This is a genomic window from Nitrobacter sp. TKz-YC02 (assembly GCF_049852135.1).
Taxonomy (GTDB): domain Bacteria; phylum Pseudomonadota; class Alphaproteobacteria; order Rhizobiales; family Xanthobacteraceae; genus Nitrobacter; species Nitrobacter vulgaris.
In genome coordinates this window covers 1388171-1404420 of sequence record NZ_CP180728.1, presented here as the reverse complement: position 1 = coordinate 1404420, position 16250 = coordinate 1388171, and the positions used below count along the sequence as shown (strand labels likewise).

At 57.9% G+C, this 16250-nt stretch carries 13 protein-coding genes; 8 read left to right on the top strand and 5 right to left on the bottom strand.

Features of this window, described 5'->3' with window-relative positions:
- Window positions 1–11: 11 nt before the first annotated feature.
- Entirely contained in the window at window positions 12–710 is a 699-nt protein-coding gene (rpiA, locus tag ACM561_RS06555) for a ribose-5-phosphate isomerase RpiA (protein WP_079446266.1), read from the bottom strand.
- A 177-nt stretch (window positions 711–887) separates the two neighbouring features.
- Between rpiA and gph the strand changes: the two genes are divergently transcribed.
- From gph to ACM561_RS06535, 4 genes are all read left to right on the top strand, one after another.
- Entirely contained in the window at window positions 888–1586 is a 699-nt protein-coding gene (gph, locus tag ACM561_RS06550) for a phosphoglycolate phosphatase (protein WP_425908905.1), read from the top strand.
- A gap of 266 nt (window positions 1587–1852) precedes the next feature.
- Window positions 1853–2884, top strand: coding sequence for a GTP 3',8-cyclase MoaA (gene moaA, locus ACM561_RS06545; protein ID WP_079446264.1), 1032 nt, complete (start codon window positions 1853–1855; stop codon window positions 2882–2884).
- 467 nt (window positions 2885–3351) lie between these two features.
- Complete coding sequence (locus ACM561_RS06540) at window positions 3352–3891, top strand: TRAP transporter small permease subunit (protein WP_425909666.1); 540 nt, start codon at window positions 3352–3354, stop codon at window positions 3889–3891.
- Window positions 3888–5498, top strand: a complete 1611-nt coding sequence (locus ACM561_RS06535; RefSeq protein ID WP_425908904.1) for a TRAP transporter large permease — start codon at window positions 3888–3890, stop codon at window positions 5496–5498. The genes ACM561_RS06540 and ACM561_RS06535 overlap by 4 nt, the downstream gene beginning before the upstream one ends.
- 47 nt (window positions 5499–5545) lie before the next feature.
- On the opposite strand, the gene ACM561_RS06530 is transcribed toward ACM561_RS06535, so the two are convergent.
- From ACM561_RS06530 to ACM561_RS06520, 3 genes are all read right to left on the bottom strand, one after another.
- Entirely contained in the window at window positions 5546–6634 is a 1089-nt protein-coding gene (locus ACM561_RS06530) for a TRAP transporter substrate-binding protein (protein WP_079446261.1), read from the bottom strand.
- A 188-nt stretch (window positions 6635–6822) separates the two neighbouring features.
- Window positions 6823–7962, bottom strand: coding sequence for a P-loop NTPase (locus tag ACM561_RS06525; protein WP_425908903.1), 1140 nt, complete (start codon window positions 7960–7962; stop codon window positions 6823–6825).
- 148 nt (window positions 7963–8110) lie between these two features.
- Complete coding sequence (locus ACM561_RS06520) at window positions 8111–8500, bottom strand: VOC family protein (protein ID WP_425908902.1); 390 nt, start codon at window positions 8498–8500, stop codon at window positions 8111–8113.
- A 330-nt stretch (window positions 8501–8830) separates the two neighbouring features.
- Between ACM561_RS06520 and ACM561_RS06515 the strand changes: the two genes are divergently transcribed.
- The 3 genes from ACM561_RS06515 to ACM561_RS06505 all read left to right on the top strand — a co-directional run bounded on the left by ACM561_RS06515 (window position 8831) and on the right by ACM561_RS06505 (window position 12051).
- Window positions 8831–9700 carry an NAD(P)-dependent oxidoreductase gene (locus tag ACM561_RS06515; protein WP_425908900.1) on the top strand — a complete coding sequence of 290 codons (870 nt, stop codon included), beginning with the start codon at window positions 8831–8833 and terminating at the stop codon, window positions 9698–9700.
- 181 nt (window positions 9701–9881) lie between these two features.
- On the top strand, window positions 9882–11492 hold the full coding sequence (locus ACM561_RS06510; protein ID WP_425908899.1) for a sensor histidine kinase: 1611 nt from the start codon (window positions 9882–9884) through the stop codon (window positions 11490–11492).
- Window positions 11493–11538: 46 nt separating this feature from the next.
- Window positions 11539–12051, top strand: coding sequence for a TIGR02281 family clan AA aspartic protease (locus ACM561_RS06505; RefSeq protein WP_079446256.1), 513 nt, complete (start codon window positions 11539–11541; stop codon window positions 12049–12051).
- 124 nt (window positions 12052–12175) lie between these two features.
- Here the strand turns inward: ACM561_RS06505 and malQ are convergent, their stop codons facing one another.
- Window positions 12176–14119, bottom strand: a complete 1944-nt coding sequence (gene malQ / locus ACM561_RS06500) for a 4-alpha-glucanotransferase (protein WP_425908897.1) — start codon at window positions 14117–14119, stop codon at window positions 12176–12178.
- 149 nt (window positions 14120–14268) lie between these two features.
- On the opposite strand from malQ, the gene ACM561_RS06495 reads away from it, so the two are divergent.
- A complete protein-coding gene (locus ACM561_RS06495; RefSeq protein ID WP_425908896.1) occupies window positions 14269–16242 on the top strand; it encodes an alpha-1,4-glucan--maltose-1-phosphate maltosyltransferase in 1974 nt (657 codons plus the stop codon).
- Window positions 16243–16250 lie beyond the last annotated feature (8 nt).

The following is a 16250-nucleotide window of genomic DNA, read 5'->3' as shown; positions in this document are numbered from 1 at the left end:
TTATTGCGGCGCTATCGCCGCTCGACAATGCGAATTCCCTGCGCACCCGCCAGCATCGCCACGCCTGCCAGGCCAATGAAAAGGCCGTGTTCGACGACGCCAGGTATCGGATTCAACAGTCCGGCCAGATAGGATGCATCGGGTATTTGCCCAAGATGGGCATCAAAAATCCAGTGGCCGCCATCAGTGACGAAAGCATGACCATCCGGTCCCTTTCTGATGACCAGTTCACCCGACACGCCGGCTTTTGCAAACACCTCCGTAATCGCACGTCGCGTTGCGGCGAGCCCGAACGGAATGACTTCGATCGGCAGGGGAAAGCGGCCCAGCCGCGCCACCCACTTTGTCTCATCCGCAATTACGATCATGCGGTCCGACGCTGCAGCCACGATTTTCTCGCGCAGAAGCGCCCCGCCGCCGCCCTTGACCAGATTTAGATCGGGGTCGATTTCGTCGGCGCCATCAACCGTCAGATCGAGCCTGTCGAGGTCGTCCAGGGTGGTCAGGGGAATGCCGCACCGCTCCGCGTCGGCTCGCGTGACCTCTGATGTCGGCACGCCCACAACTTTCAACCCGTCGCGCACGCGCTCGCCCAAAAGCTCGACAAAGTGCTTGGCGGTAGATCCCGTTCCGAGACCCAGTCTCATGCCGTCCTCGACATATTCAAGGGCACGCGCCGCAGCCTGTCGTTTCAATGCATCCAACGTCATGAGGACCTCGATCTTGCGCCGCCTCGCCCTGGCTGCGAGGCATTTCCGGGATGGTTACTAGCGGCGTTTGGCCGGAAGGAACAGGGCGTCGGGTGTTTTTCGTAGCGTTCCAAGAGCCGAGGCCAGTCGCACTTCACCCTTGCATGTCCGGCGGGAGGCGGATACCGATCCTCCATCATGACATCTTCCCCTCCTCCCATGGTCGTGTTCGACCTCGACGGGACGCTGGTTGATACCGCGCCCGATCTCGCCGCCGCGCTCAACTTCGTCCTGGACCGCGAGGGCCTGCGCACGGTGTCATTGCCGACAGCCCGCTCGATGATTGGCGCAGGGGTTCGCCGCATGATCGAACGTGGCCTTGAGCATGAGGATCGCTCGGCGACACCCGATGAGGTCACGCGGATGATGGGCGACTTCATCGACTACTATACGGCGCATATCGCTGACGCATCGCGTCCGTTTGAGGGACTTATCGAGGCGCTCGACGAGTTGTCGGCGCGAGGATATCGTTTCGCCGTCTGCACCAACAAGCTGGAAGCGCTTGCCAAGCTGCTGCTGGACCAACTGGGGTTGAGTTCGCGGTTTTCTGCAATCTGTGGCGGTGACACCTTCGGCGTATCCAAACCGGATCCCGCGATCTTGCGGCAAACCATCGCGCAGGCGGGCGGAAGCCCGCAGTCCACCATCATGGTCGGCGATGCAGGCCCCGACATAGGAGTGGCGCGCCGGGCTGGAATCCCCGTTATCGGGGTCACATTCGGCTATACCGAAGTCCCGGTCGCAGAACTCAAACCCGACCGTGTTATCAGCCACATGAGGGAGCTACCGGACGCGGTCGCCGCACTGCAAGCTGCGACTCTGAACGTAACCGGCTGATCAATCGGTCCGGTCGAGCTGGTCTGAGATATTATCGCGACCGAGGCCGTAGCGGGCGATCTTCCCCGCTACATGGTCCAGCCGGCGATGGTGGGACGGTTCGCCGCCTCGAGGGATCACGCGCCGTCTCGGCCTGCTCCGGTGCGTTAATCTCAATGGATTTCTTGCGCACTGCAGCAGAGCCGGTACATTGTGCCCCGGCCAGAACACGCCTACATTAGAAAAGAACCAAATACCTCCTGCGCCGTTGCAACAAGGCAAATGAAATGACCGGTTGTTCTGCCCCCGCCGAGACTTCGGGCTCCCGGAAAATGGTCGACCCGTTCGGCCGAAACATCAGTTATTTGCGCGTATCGGTCACGGATCGCTGCGACCTTCGCTGCTTTTATTGCATGTCCGAGGATATGACTTTTCTGCCCAAGGCGGATCTGCTCACGCTGGAGGAGCTTGATCGTCTGTGCTCCGCTTTCATCGCCAAGGGCGTGCGCAAGCTGCGGCTGACAGGTGGGGAGCCGCTGGTTCGCCGCAACGTGATGTCGCTGATCCGCTCCTTGTCTCGCCATCTCGGAACAGGGGCGCTGAAGGAACTGACGCTCACGACAAACGGATCGCAATTGGCCCGTTTCGCGAACGAGCTTAAGGATTGCGGCGTGCGACGGATCAACGTGTCGCTCGATACGCTTGACCCTGCCAGATTTCGTGAGATCACGCGCTGGGGCGACATCCAGAAAGTCATGGCAGGCATTGACGCCGCGCAAGCCGCGGGCCTCGCGGTCAAGATCAATGCGGTTGCGCTTAAACACCTGAACGAGGACGAAATTCCATCTCTAATGGAATGGGCGCACAGTCGAGACATGGCACTGACTCTCATCGAAGTCATGCCGATGGGCGATATCGGCGCATCCCGCGCCGATCAGTACCTGCCGCTATCCATGCTGCGCGCTCGGCTCGAAGGTCAATACACCCTCACGGACCTTGATGACAGTACAGGCGGTCCCGCCCGCTACGTTCGGGTCAGTGAGACCGGCGGCAAACTTGGCTTCATCACGCCGATGACCCACAATTTCTGCGAATCCTGCAACCGCGTCCGTATCACCTGCACGGGCACCCTGCATACCTGCCTCGGACACGAAGACGCCTCCGATCTGCGCCGGCCGCTCCGCGCATCACCCACCGACGATCTGCTGTACGAAACGATCGATCGCGCCATCGGCCTCAAGCCGAAAGGCCACGATTTTATTATCGACCGTCACAACCGTCCGAGTGTAAGCCGTCACATGAGTGTAACCGGCGGGTAGCGATTTAGGTATCCGCCCGTCTGGCCGTATCCCGAGGCGAAGGTTAGCGGACCTGCGTTGACGGTATCGGTGATCCATTGTGCTTGGGTTTGATCCGACACCCCATGCCCGCAATGACATTCGAAGGCTATTATCCAAGTCATGATTTCCTGGAGCCTTCTGATTCTGACGAAATCAGAAGCTGCTCTATGACTCTGATCTAACGCGTTTTCTCCACGCGAACAGGTATCCACTTCGCTCGAAAACGCTATAACCGCTCAGTGGTCCGGCACACCCCAAAACCATCAACGGCCCGGTTGACTGCGGCAACGTAGCATTGGAATGGTGCGACGCCCTTCATGTAGCCAGCATCCGACAGGCCGCCGTATTCCACAATCTGGCACAAACAACCGCTGTTGCGGCTTCGGAGAGATGCCTTCTGAAGTCCGGCTTCAGTGATCGCGGTCGGCAGCCGCCAGGAGGAATTGATGCGTCCGTTACTGGCGCTTAGCACAGCCATCGACCGGCTCAATGAAAAGGTTGGCTACGTATGCAATATCCTTGTGCTGTTTGCCGTGCTGGTGAGTGCCGGGAATGCGATGATCCGATATGCCTTCGACTATAGCTCGAACAGCTGGCTCGAATTGCAGTGGTACATGTTCGCCATCCTCGTAATGTTCGGTGCATCTTATACCTTCAAACGCAACGAACATGTCCGCGTCGAGATCTTCTATCTGTTCCTGTCCGAGCGCGGCAAGCTCTGGCTTGATCTCATCGGGACCCTTTTTCTTCTCATTCCGGCCTGCCTGTTGCTCAGCTACCTGTCCTGGCCTTTCTTCATGCAGTCTTATGCGATCGGCGAAATGTCAGGAAATGCCGGTGGTCTCGTCCGCTGGCCGATCAAGCTCGTCGTACCCCTCGGATTCGTCATGCTCGCGCTTCAAGGTGCCTCAGAAGTAATTAAGCGAGTCGCGGCGCTACTCGGCGTTGTCACGATCGATGCGACGTACGAGAGACCGACTCAATGATCACGCTGGAAATGATGCCGCCGATGATGTTCGGCGGCCTGGTTCTGGCGATGTTGATCGGCTTTCCGGTCGCCTTCACATTGGCTGCGGTGGGGCTCTCGTTCGGATTCCTTGCGATCCATCTTGGCTTCTTCGATCTGAATTTCCTTCAGGCCATACCAGGGCGCGTGTTCGGGAGCGTGCTGTCTAACGAGTTGCTGCTCGCGATTCCTTTTTTTACGTTCATGGGATCGGTGCTTGAGCGCTGCGGCCTCGCGGAGGACATGCTCGACTCGATGGGCCAACTGTTTGGACCAATCCGCGGTGGCCTTGGCTATTCGGTCATACTTGTCGGGTTCATCCTCGGCGCCATCACCGGCACGGTCGCTGCTCAGGTGATCGCCATGGCGCTCATCTCGATGCCCGTGATGATGCGATACGGCTACAACATTCGCTACATCACAGGCGTGCTGGCAGCATCCGGCACCATCACTCAACTCGTTCCGCCTTCCCTGGTGTTGATCGTCCTGGCCGATCAACTCGGAAAATCGGTCGGCGACATGTATCTCGGCGCGTGGGGGCCTTCGCTGTTTCAGATCGTGCTGTTCGCCGGCTATACTTTCCTGCTTGGTGTCTTCAAGCCCGATCACGTCCCTCCGGTGCCACAGGAATCCCGCACGCTCGCTGGCTGGCCGCTTTGGCGCAAGTGCCTGATGGGCATCATTCCCTCCGCTGTTCTGATCTTCGTCGTGCTCGGCACCATGATGTTGGGCCTTGCGACTCCGACGGAAGCAGGTGCGATGGGCGCTGTCGGCGCTATCGTACTGGCGACCATTCACCACAAAGATTTCAGCAGTACCGGCCAAAAACTCCTGATCATCGGCACGATCACCGGAGGCATCGGAACACTCGTCGGAATTTTCGTGGCCAAAGGATTGGTCTTCAAGATCGCGTTCGCTTTTACCTATCTCGCAGTCGTGTGGATTTGTCTGGAATCCGTCCGTATCCCGGGACTTCGCGACCTCATCAAACAGGGTTATCAATCGACGATGCGCCTCACCACCATGGTGACGTTCATTTTGATTGGATCGACTTGTTTTTCGGTGGTGTTTCTTGGGGTATCCGGCGGTGAGTGGCTCGAACACCTGCTGACATCGCTGCCAGGTGGCGTATGGGGCTTTCTCATCTTCATCAACGTCTTCATCTTCTTCCTGGCGTTCTTCCTCGATTTCTTCGAGATCGCCTTCATCATCCTGCCAATGATCGCTCCGGTGGCCCAGAAACTTCTCGCTCCCATCGTCGGTGCGGACGCGGCATTGATCTGGTTCGGCGTTATGATCTGCGTCAATATGCAGACCTCGTTCCTTCACCCACCATTCGGTTTTGCGCTGTTCTACCTGCGCGGCGTCGCCCCGCGAGAGGTAAAGAGCTCCGACATCTACTGGGGCGCGGTGCCCTGGATTGGATTGCAAATTATCATGGTCGTTCTTGTGATCGCGGTCCCCGCGAGCGTGACAAGCCTGCTCGGAAAATCGACAACCGTCGACCTCAACAAGATCAAGATCGAGGTTCCGATTATCGATGTAGCGCCGTTCGATTTGGGTCCAGCACCAACAAACCGACAATAGATGCAACTTCAGGGTATTCGCGCCTAACACTCGATGTCTGAATGTTATCAACCTCGCGTCCGCGATCGGATCATAAAAGTGTCGTAGGTATACTCGGCCACCTGCCACCACAAATACTGGTCCGATCGATAAGCTTGCATCGCGTCGATCGCCTTCTTGAAGTCCGGGTTGTTCGCTGAAATCTCGTCCCACAATTCGTTCGTGGCTTTCAGGCAGGCGTCGAGAACATCATTACTGAACGGTCGAAGTTGGGCGCCACCTGCAACGAGCCGCTTGAGGGCGGCAGGATTTTGCATGTCATAGCGCGTTGCCATCCAGGTGTTGGCCGTCGCCGCCGCATTCATCAATATCGCCTGATAGGTCTTTGGCAACGTGTTCCATTTCTCGAGATTGCAGAACGCATGAATTGTCGGCCCGCCCTCCCAGAAACCCGGATAGTAATAATATTTGGCGACTTTCTGGAAGCCCAGCTTTTCATCGTCGTAGGGGCCAACCCATTCGGCCGCGTCGATCGCACCCTTCTCAAGCGAAGGATAAACGTTACCCCCGGCAAGCTGCTGCGGTACCACACCGACCTTCTGCAACACCTGACCGGCAATGCCGCCGATCCGCATCTTCAGGCCAGACAAATCAGCCACGGTCTTGATCTCTTTGCGGAACCAACCGCCCATCTGCGTGCCGGTGTTGCCGCAAGGAAACCCGATAACGCCGAATTTCTTGAAGAACTCGTTTGCAAGCTCATTACCGCCGCCCTGAACCAGCCAGGAATTCTGCTGACGCCCATTGAGCCCGAACGGGACCGACGCGAAAACCGCGAAGGTGGGATCCTTTCCGACATAATAATACGAAACGGTATGACTCATCTCGACCGTCTTGTTGGCCGTCGCATCGAGCGCCTGCAATCCAGGGGCGACCTCCTCGGCCGGGAAAACCTGGATCTGGAATTTGTTGTCGGTCATTTCCGCAACTTGCTTGGTAAAGACCTCGGCAGTGCCATAGATCGTGTCGAGCGATTTGGGGAAGCTCGACGTCATACGCCACTTGATCTCCGGTGCCGATTGCGCAATCGCCGGTGAGGCAACGGCCGAGACAGCGGCACCCGCGGCCGAACCTTTCAAAAAATCACGACGTTTCATTAGATACCCCTTTGACGATAGTTCTTGAGATTCCAGCGAAGACTGTAGTGACGCGAATTTGCCCCTCGCTGATCGCGTTGCAGCGAACCAAATCTCAAACTCGAAACTTGAAACTGTTGCTAGTGGTACTTTGATTCTGAAATTTGCAAGCCTCCTGCCGTGACGGAAATGCAAATCTTAGAATCGGATCACCGGGCCACAGCGACCGCGTCGTGGAGCCGGTCACGAATATTTTCGGCGATGGCACGATAGATCGCCGCATGGGAGCCGTCAGGCTGACTCTCGACTACCGGATGACCGGAATCGGAAGTCTCGCGAATCGACATATGAAGCGGGATTTCACCAAGGAACGGTACTCCCAGCCGTTCCGCCTCGTGTCGCGCGCCCCCATGGCCAAAGATATCGCTTCGCCCCCCGCAATGCGGACACTGAAAGAAACTCATGTTTTCGATAATGCCGAAAACCGGCACGTTGACTTTTCTGAACATGGCAAGTCCGCGCCGTGCGTCGATCAGTGACAAATCCTGCGGTGTCGAAATGATGACGGCGCCCTTAAGCGGCACATTCTGAGCCAGCGTCAGCTGAGCATCGCCGGTTCCGGGCGGCATGTCCACGACCAGAACGTCGAGCTGGCCCCAAGCCACATCGCGGAGCATTTGCCTGATCGCCGAGGCCACCATCGGACCGCGCCAGATCATCGCACTTTCTTCCTCGATCAGAAAGCCGACCGACATGATAGTAAGGCCAAACCGTCCGATGGGTACTATCTTCTTGTCATCCGTCAATTGCGGCTTTTCGCGAATACCGGTCAATCTCGGAATTGATGGCCCGTAGATATCGGCATCGAGCAGACCGACACGCAAACCGAGATCCCGTAGGCCCAGCGCGAGATTGAGCGCGGTGGTCGACTTGCCGACACCGCCCTTGCCGGAAGCAACGGCAACAATGGCAGCTACTCCGGGAATATCCGCCTGTCGCGCCATCGGTGAAGTTGATGCCGGATTTTGCGGCGACCGACGTGTTGACACGTGCGGAATCCCTCGCTCCGACCGCGACGATAAACTTGGCGTCGTGCTGTCTGGCTTGCGTTCGGCTGTCAAAGCCACCATCGCGACCGACACTCCCGGAATCGCGCGCACGGCCGCTTCGGCGTTGGCGCGAACCTCCTCCCAGACCTTGATTTCCGGCGCCTCGACGTTGATAGAGAAAAATACCTTGTCGCCGTTGACAGCGATCTCCGACAGCACATTGGCGACGGTCAGCGCCACGCCGTGGGGAGAGAGGACACCGGCCAGCCGGTCGAGAACTTGCTGCGGTGTTACATTCAAGTCGTCTCTCCTGAGTCGGCGCTCTCTGCTTCGAAAGCAGGGTCTACATGGCTACCCGCCGCAGTCGGGTCAACGCCTGTACCGTGGCTAATCGAGAAGAGGCGAACGAACGGCCGCAGCCCGCCTCATCCCGTCAAGGTCGGAAAAGTCAGACCCGTTCAGCCACAGCATCATAGTTGAGTTCGATCAACACGCCGTTCGGGTCGCTGACGAAAATCTGCCAGATGGCTCCGCCGGGGACTTCGCGAGACCTGAACGTGAACCCTTTCGACTGAAGGCGCTGTTTCATGCCCCTGAAATCGCGGCTTGCGAAGGCGATATGATGGACAACACCAGAATCCGGCTTTTGGGGTTCGGAGGTCGGCGCGATGTCGACGAGGTGGACCACAGGCTTGCCCTCGCAGTAGAGCCACGCGCCCGGAAACGCGAAATCTGGTCGATCCCCGTTCGTCAGACCGAGAATCTCCTCGTAAAACCGTACCGTCTCGGCAAGTTTGCGGGTCCGGATATTGAAATGATCGAGCATCCCAACGCTCATGCGCGCTCCCTTGTCCGGCCCGGAAATGATGTCCTATTCCACTCTAACGCGTTTTGAATCGCGTTGGAATTCGTTCGTCACACCCGTCGCCTCCTTCAGGCTTTCGGACCTTTGCCGCTGCGATCTCAAGAGCTATGTTGATGATGGCGAGATTTCGCAACTCGAGCTTTCCGCTTCTGATGAATCAGAAGCGGTGCTCTATGGTTTTGATTTGACGCGTTTTCTTCACGCGAACCGGTGCCCACTTCGCTCGAAAACGCTATAGTTCATCGCAACGCGCTCATCACTCTTAATTCCAATGAAACCTCAGGATTTGAACAAGGCTCGGTCATGACTAAAGTCGCATTTCTCGGTCTCGGCGTCATGGGGTTCCCCATGGCAGGACATCTCGTCGCAAAGGGCGGCCACGAGGTAACCGTGTTCAATCGAACGCCGGCCAAAGCCAAGGCATGGGCCGAGAAATTTGGCGGGAAAACCGCGGCGACGCCGGAAGCGGCCGCCGGAGGTCAGGATTTCGTAATGGCGTGCGTCGGCAACGACGACGACCTGCGTGCGATCACAATCGGCGCAGGCGGTGCCTTTGCCGGAATGAAACCAGGATCAATCTTCGTCGATCATACGACGGCCTCCGCTCAGGTCGCACGCGAACTTGATGCCGAAGCAACCAGGCGCGGGTTCGGCTTTGTGGACGCTCCAGTCTCCGGAGGCCAAGCCGGCGCCGAGAACGGCTTTTTGACCGTGATGTGCGGCGGAACAGAGGACGCTTACACTCGCGCCGAACCGATCATTGCGGCCTATGCCAGGATGTGCAAACGGCTCGGCCCAGCGGGTGCCGGTCAATTGACCAAGATGGTCAATCAGATCTGCATTGCCGGTCTCGTGGAGGGATTGTCGGAAGGTATCCATTTCGCCAAAAAGGCAGGACTTGACGTCAATGCAGTTGTCGACGTGATTTCAAAGGGCGCCGCGCAATCCTGGCAGATGGAGAACCGTTCCAAGACGATGAATGAAGGTAGGTTCGATTTCGGCTTCGCCGTCGAATGGATGCGCAAGGACCTTTCAATCTGCATCTCCGAGGCCCGTCGCAACGGCGCAAGCCTGCCGGTCACAAGCCTTGTGGACGCCTTTTACTCAGAAGTCGAGAAGATGGGCGGCCGCCGCTGGGACACGTCCAGCCTTCTGGCGCGACTCGAACGTTAACGGCTGTCCGATTCACGACGCTCCCCCTGCCCCGGTCGGTCGCCGTCGAAAGCGGCGTCGAAAGCGATTAACGTCCCGTTAACCGGATTATCCTGCTTTTTAAGGCCGCCTTTAAGGATTTGGCGCGAGAAATGGATCAGTAACGACTCGCGCGGCCGCGTACAGGATTTGTGTCTGGTTGATGAGTACTCCCGCCGATAAACCTGAAGTCGTCCAGCTTCCGGTCGCTCCCGCGATTGTACCGTCCGCACGTCATCGCCGCGCCACCACGCAGCGCGTCCGCGAAGCGCGCGACCGCCTGACTTCGACCAGCGGAACAAGGCCAGCGTTCGATCACGAACTGCTCCGGCAATATGCGCAAACACGACTGTCGGCATCGTTTGTCGTGATGCTGCTCTTGGTTGCAACTGGCGTGCTCTTCGGCTTCTGGATAGCCCCCACCGCCGCCGCGGCGTGGACGTTCGGAATGCTCTGCCTCCACACAGTCATCATCTACAACTGCAGGAATTATCTCAAGGCACCATCATCGGCCAATAGCACACGCAAATGGCGCGCGCGTTTCATTTTGCTCGATCTTCTGTACGGCCTGTGTTGGACGACGATTCTGGTGCATCCTGCCGGCTCGGATCAGGTCACAAATACCCTGATGATGTTTCTGATGCTGCTGGTCGTGGCGGTATCGAGTATGCTCTCGGCCAGTCTGCCGATTGCCGCCCTTGCCGCAACCGCCCCCGTAACCTCGGCAATCGCGCTGAAGTTCGCGACTGGCGGCAGCTTCAATAACTACATCCTTGCCATTCTGGCACTGACTGCGGAGGGCTTCTTCGCCCTGCTCGCGCATCGTTTGCATTCCACGACGCTGGCGACACTCGAAGCGCGGGCGGAGAAGGACGCCCTAATCGGCGAACTTGAGCAGGCGAAGGCTATTTCGGACGAAGCGCGGCATCGCGCGGAATCGGCCAACGTCGCAAAATCACGGTTTCTGGCTCAAATGAGTCACGAATTGCGGACGCCCTTGAATGCCATTCTCGGATTTTCCGAGGTCATGAAGAGTGAGATTTTCGGCGAGCATGCGATTGCAGTTTACAAGACCTATTCGGCCGACATTCATAACTCCGGCGTTCACCTCCTGAATTTGATCAATGAGATTCTTGATCTATCCCGGATCGAAGCCGGCCGTTATGAACTCAACGAAGAAGCCGTATCTCTGGTCCATGTCGTGACCGAATGTCACCATCTGCTGAAGTTACGAGCCTCGAACCGCGGCATCACAATTTACGACGTGTTCGAACAAGATATGCCACGCATCTGGAGTGACGAGCGCGCCACGCGCCAGATCGTGCTCAATCTGTTGTCGAACTCAATCAAGTTCACGCCACAGGGCGGAGAAATATTGCTGAAGGTCGGATGGACTGCTTCAGGCGGGCAATACCTCAGTGTCAAGGACAACGGCTCCGGGATCGCGGAAGACGAAATCCCGATTGTGCTTGCCTCGTTCGGACAAGGATCGAATTCGATCAAATCCGCAGAGCAAGGCGCGGGTCTTGGTTTGCCGATCGCTAAGAGCCTGATCGACATGCACGGCGGTACGTTCACGCTGAAATCCAAGCTTCGCGTTGGCACGGAGGTCATCGTTACCTTTCCGCCAGAACGCGTGATGTCTGCTCTGGCGCCCATGGCGGAGGAAAGTCCGCGGCTTCAACCTGGGCAAGCAGACGATCACATGGCCGACGAAAGACGCCGTCTGCGAAACACACCGATCATGAACGCCGGCACGGGTCTTCGAGCATGATGGCGGCTCGCACTCCAGGTCTGGCCGAAAACGCGGCAGGTACGTTATGATCCGCATCCTGCTCGTGATCGGAATGCTGGTGGCAACCGCCGGAGCGGTGGTCGCCTATGGGGATCCCGCACGAATATCGGCTGCGGGAAAACTGGTGTCGACGATGCTGCACAAGGCCGCCGCGAGCCCCCCACGGAGTGTCCAGATTCCTCGGACAGAGAACGGCGATTTTACACTTCACGCAAAGATCAACGGCGTGAAGACGCCAATGATCATTGACACCGGCGCAACGTCCGTCGTCCTCACCTACGAAACGGCGAAGGCTGCCGGATTGCCGCTGGAATTGCTGAACTACGATGTCGATGTCGAGACCGCCGGCGGGCGAGCGCGCGCAGCTCGCCTGACGCTCGACAGGCTCGCAGTTGGGAAACTTGTGGAGCGATCCGTGCCTGCGCTCGTCGTGCCGCGCGGCCAGATGAAAGCTAACCTTTTAGGGATGAGCTTCCTCAATCGACTCGAGAGCTGGGAAGTTCGCGCGGACCGGTTGATGCTGCGCGGCTATCCCTGAGCCGCTCTGACTGCGTCCTTATAGTTATGGCTCTAAGGTCACCCGTTCCTGACAGCCCATTCTTTAGCTGATAAGTCGTCGCCGCCTTAGCACATTGAGCATCGGGATTATCCTAAGCGCTGTTTCAGCGATCACGGAGCGCGTGTCGAAGCGCGTCGAGGTCGATGCGTCGGTCCAGATCCTCCAACTTGACCGGAATTCGCCTCCGCCAGTTGGGATGCTCATCCACCGTACCTGGAATATTCGGCTGATCCGTCAACCCGATCAGATCGTCGAGCGCGACCGCTAGAATGCGAGACGGCGTGCGCGCGAGAAATTCAACGGCCCCGATAAAATTCTTCGCTGCGATATGTTCTTCGCCGAGCTTCCATTCGAACGCATGGCGCGCATTCGTCCGCTCCGCGTCGGTTTCGCCGGGATCGATCCCAAGCTCCCGCTTGACCCTGAGATCGGAATGCGATTGCCAGCCGGCGAAGGACGCAAGGTCATGCGTCGTGAAGGTGACAAGCGCATTCGCGGCATATTTCGACGACTCAATAAAAGCACCATCATTGCCGCGTTCGAACATCATCACCTTGTAGGACCACACACCCCATGCCGCGAGACTGTCGCGAAAACCCTCCAGTACCGTTCCAAGATCCTCGCCGATGACGATACAACGTTGGCCGACGCTCTCTTGCGCGATAACGCCGAGCATCGCCTGCAACGGCATCTCCACATATGCCCCCTGTAGAGGCGATGCCCCGGCCGGTATCAAGTAAAGCCGGCTGAGACCGAGCACATGATCCAGCCGTATGGCTCCCGCAAAACGCATCGAAGCGCGCAGCATCTCCCGAAACGGTGCAAAGTCGCTCGCCTCGAGGCCAGCGGCATGGAATCCCGCCAATCCCCAGTCCTGCCCCGACGTGTTGAGTTGATCGGGCGGCGCTCCAACCGAAAGCGCGCGCGAGATGGCATTCTGCTCATTCCAGGCGTCGAACCCACCGGCCTGAACACCGACGGCGACATCCAGATAAAGCCCGATCGCCATTCCGCGTTTAGCAGCGAGATCAGCGCATGACTGTAGCTGGGCCGCCGCGCACCATTGCACGAACTCGACGAACTTCACCTCCTCGCGCTGTAGGCCGTTGCATATGGCTTGAATTCCAGCATCAGTCGGGCGGCGCCACTCTTCCGGCCACAGCCACCAAGGCGACGGATCGAATTTCCGCCGCAACACTTCGAAGCAGGCGTAGCGTTTTAACAGTTCGCCTCTCTCCTTTCTGAAGATTTCGAATTCGGCTTGCGCGGCCTGATCATGCTGAAACTCCGAAAAAGCCTGCCGGAATACGGCGTATTTCAGTTTCGCAACCGCCGCATAATCGACCAGTTTGCCTTCCCGGACCCGATCGAGTTGCTCGCGGTATTGCCTCAGCCACGCGCTCGAAAAATTCGGCATCCGCTCGGGATCGACATAAAGCGGATTAAGGAACAGTCGGCTGTTTGGCGCATAGGGGCTGCATTCAACAGGGCGGTCATCGAACAGGGCGTGAAGCGGATTGAGGCCGATGCCGTGGCATCCCCAATCCGAGGACAGTTCGATCAGCGATGCAAGATCGGTGAAATCACCCATTCCCCAGTTACGCGACGATGACAGCGCGTACAGTTGAACAGACAAGACCCAGACGCGATCGAACGAGCCTTGAAAGGCTTTTTCAGGCGTGGCCAGCAAGGGAACTGAATCGATGATGATGCCGTTGCCACTTTCGAGCTCCAGTCGATAAGTACCGACCGCTATTGAACGGCGGATATCGATTGTTGCCGAAGCGATGTAACCTTGGGCGAGCACCGCATCACGTTGCAGAAGTCGCCAAGCGATGCCGTTCGCCTCGGCTTGGACAGGAATGCAAGACTTTGCCCTGTCGGCGACGATGACCACGGGCTGTTTCAAGAAACGATGGCGCGGAGGCGATGGCAAACTCTCGACAAAAGCGCGCAATCGATCGTTTTCCAGGAGATGACGGCGGCCTAGTCCGTCGACAAAGTCCAGATTGATGCCCAAATCGCGTGCTTTTGAATAGATATCCATCCCCGTACCCCGAACCCGGGCATGAGCGGCAGGCCCTCTCGGACTGAACAAACTCGGGAACAAAAGGGCAGTTCCATCGGGAACTTTGCGGCTGCGCCGGGGTTAGCTTTCGAGTCTTTCATTATTCATCAGCAGGTTAACGGCGCGTGATGTCCGTATCGACGCAAAAAAACATGCCGTTGCGTGCAGACGAAAGAGGCGCAACCGCCGGCGCATTTCATATTGAAGACGTTTATCCCTGCATCGACGCCGGACGCTTTCCCGTTAAGCGCCTCGCTGGCGATAGGATCGATGTCTGGGCCGACATCTTCCGAAGCGGGCATGACGTCATCGTCGCACAGTTGATATGGCGCCATGAGCAGGATCGCGACTGGCAAAGGTCGGTTATGACCCTGCAAGACAATGATCGTTGGTTTGGAATCTTCGCGCCGGCCGAACCAGGACGTTACGTTTATGCCATAGAGGCCTGGACCGACGAATTCGCCACCTGGAAGCGTGATTTCGAACTCAAGCAGAAGGCCGGTCAGGACATCACCCTCGACGCACTCGAAGGCGCCGCGCTGCTAACGCGCGCGCAGTATGGCGGCAAGGACGCGACCGCGATCATCCTCCGTCAATGCGAAGACTTTCTTCACAAGGGTGACCCCGCCAGCCTGCTCGTGCCTGAACTGACGAGCGCCATGGCCGAAGGTTGCGTCCGGTCCGATCTCACACGCTCCCGGCCTTACCCGCTGACGATCGACCGCACCCTCGCCGTCGCGGGAGCGTGGTACGAGATGGTGCCACGCAGCCAGAGTGCCGTCCCCGGCCAGCACGGCACGTTCCGGGATTGTATTGCTCGGCTGCCCGATATCGCGGCCATGGGATTCGACGTCCTCTACTTCACGCCAATTCATCCCATCGGCAGAACCAATCGGAAGGGGCGCAACAATGCGCTGACGGCCGCCGCCGACGATCCTGGCAGCCCCTACGCCATCGGGGCCAAGGAAGGTGGGCACGACGCGATTCACCCCGATCTCGGTACTTTCGACGACTTCCGGGAGTTGATAGCAGCCTGCAAGACTCATGGCCTGGAGATCGCGCTCGACATCGCCGTGCAGTGTTCGCCCGATCATCCCTGGCTCACCCAGCATTCCGACTGGTTCAAGCGGCGTCCGGACGGCTCGATGCGTTATGCGGAAAATCCACCCAAAAAATATGAAGATATTGTCAATCCAGATTTCGGTTGCGAGGACGCCGGGTCATTGTGGAACGCGCTTCGCGATGTGATCCTGTTCTGGATCAATCAGGGCGTGCGCATCTTTCGAATCGACAATCCGCACACCAAGCCGTTCAATTTCTGGGAATGGCTAATCCGCGAGGTCCAGACCAAGGATCCCGGCGTCATCTTCCTTGCCGAAGCGTTCACCCGACCCAAGGTCATGAAGGGTCTCGCCAAGCTCGGCTTCACACAATCGTATACGTACTTTACCTGGCGAACCCAGAAATGGGAGATCGAATCCTATCTCAACGAGCTGACGGGGTATCCTGAGCGCGATTATTACCGGCCCAACTTTTTCGTGAACACACCGGACATTCTGCCTTACCACCTGCAAAGTGGCGAGCCGTGGATGTTCAAGTCTCGAGTTGCCCTGGCAGCCACGCTGTCGAGTACCTACGGAATCTATAACGGCTTCGAGCTTCTGGAGCACGAGGCCATTCCGGGGCGCGAAGAATATCTCAACTCGGAAAAGTACGAGATCAAGATTCGCAACTGGGACGCGCCTGGGAATATCAAACCCTACATCGCTGCGCTCAATCGGGCGCGACGCGCCAATCCCGCGCTTCTGCAAACTCGTAATCTGAGGTTTCTCCCTGTCGACGACGATCAGATCATCGCTTTCACCAAGCAATCCGACGATGGTTCCAACACGATCGTCGGCGCCATCGCGCTTTCGCGCGAGAGTCGTGAATTCTGGTTGCCGCTTGATTCGATCCGAATGGAGACCGCAAACGGATCAAAGCCTCCCGTCGCAATTGAAAACCTGATGACCTGCGAGCGTCACGCCATCGAGTGGGGCGGGGTACGCTTGAGACTTAATCCATTACGCGATCCCGCGCTCTTGTTTCAATGTCTGGCGTGAGGTCCGTT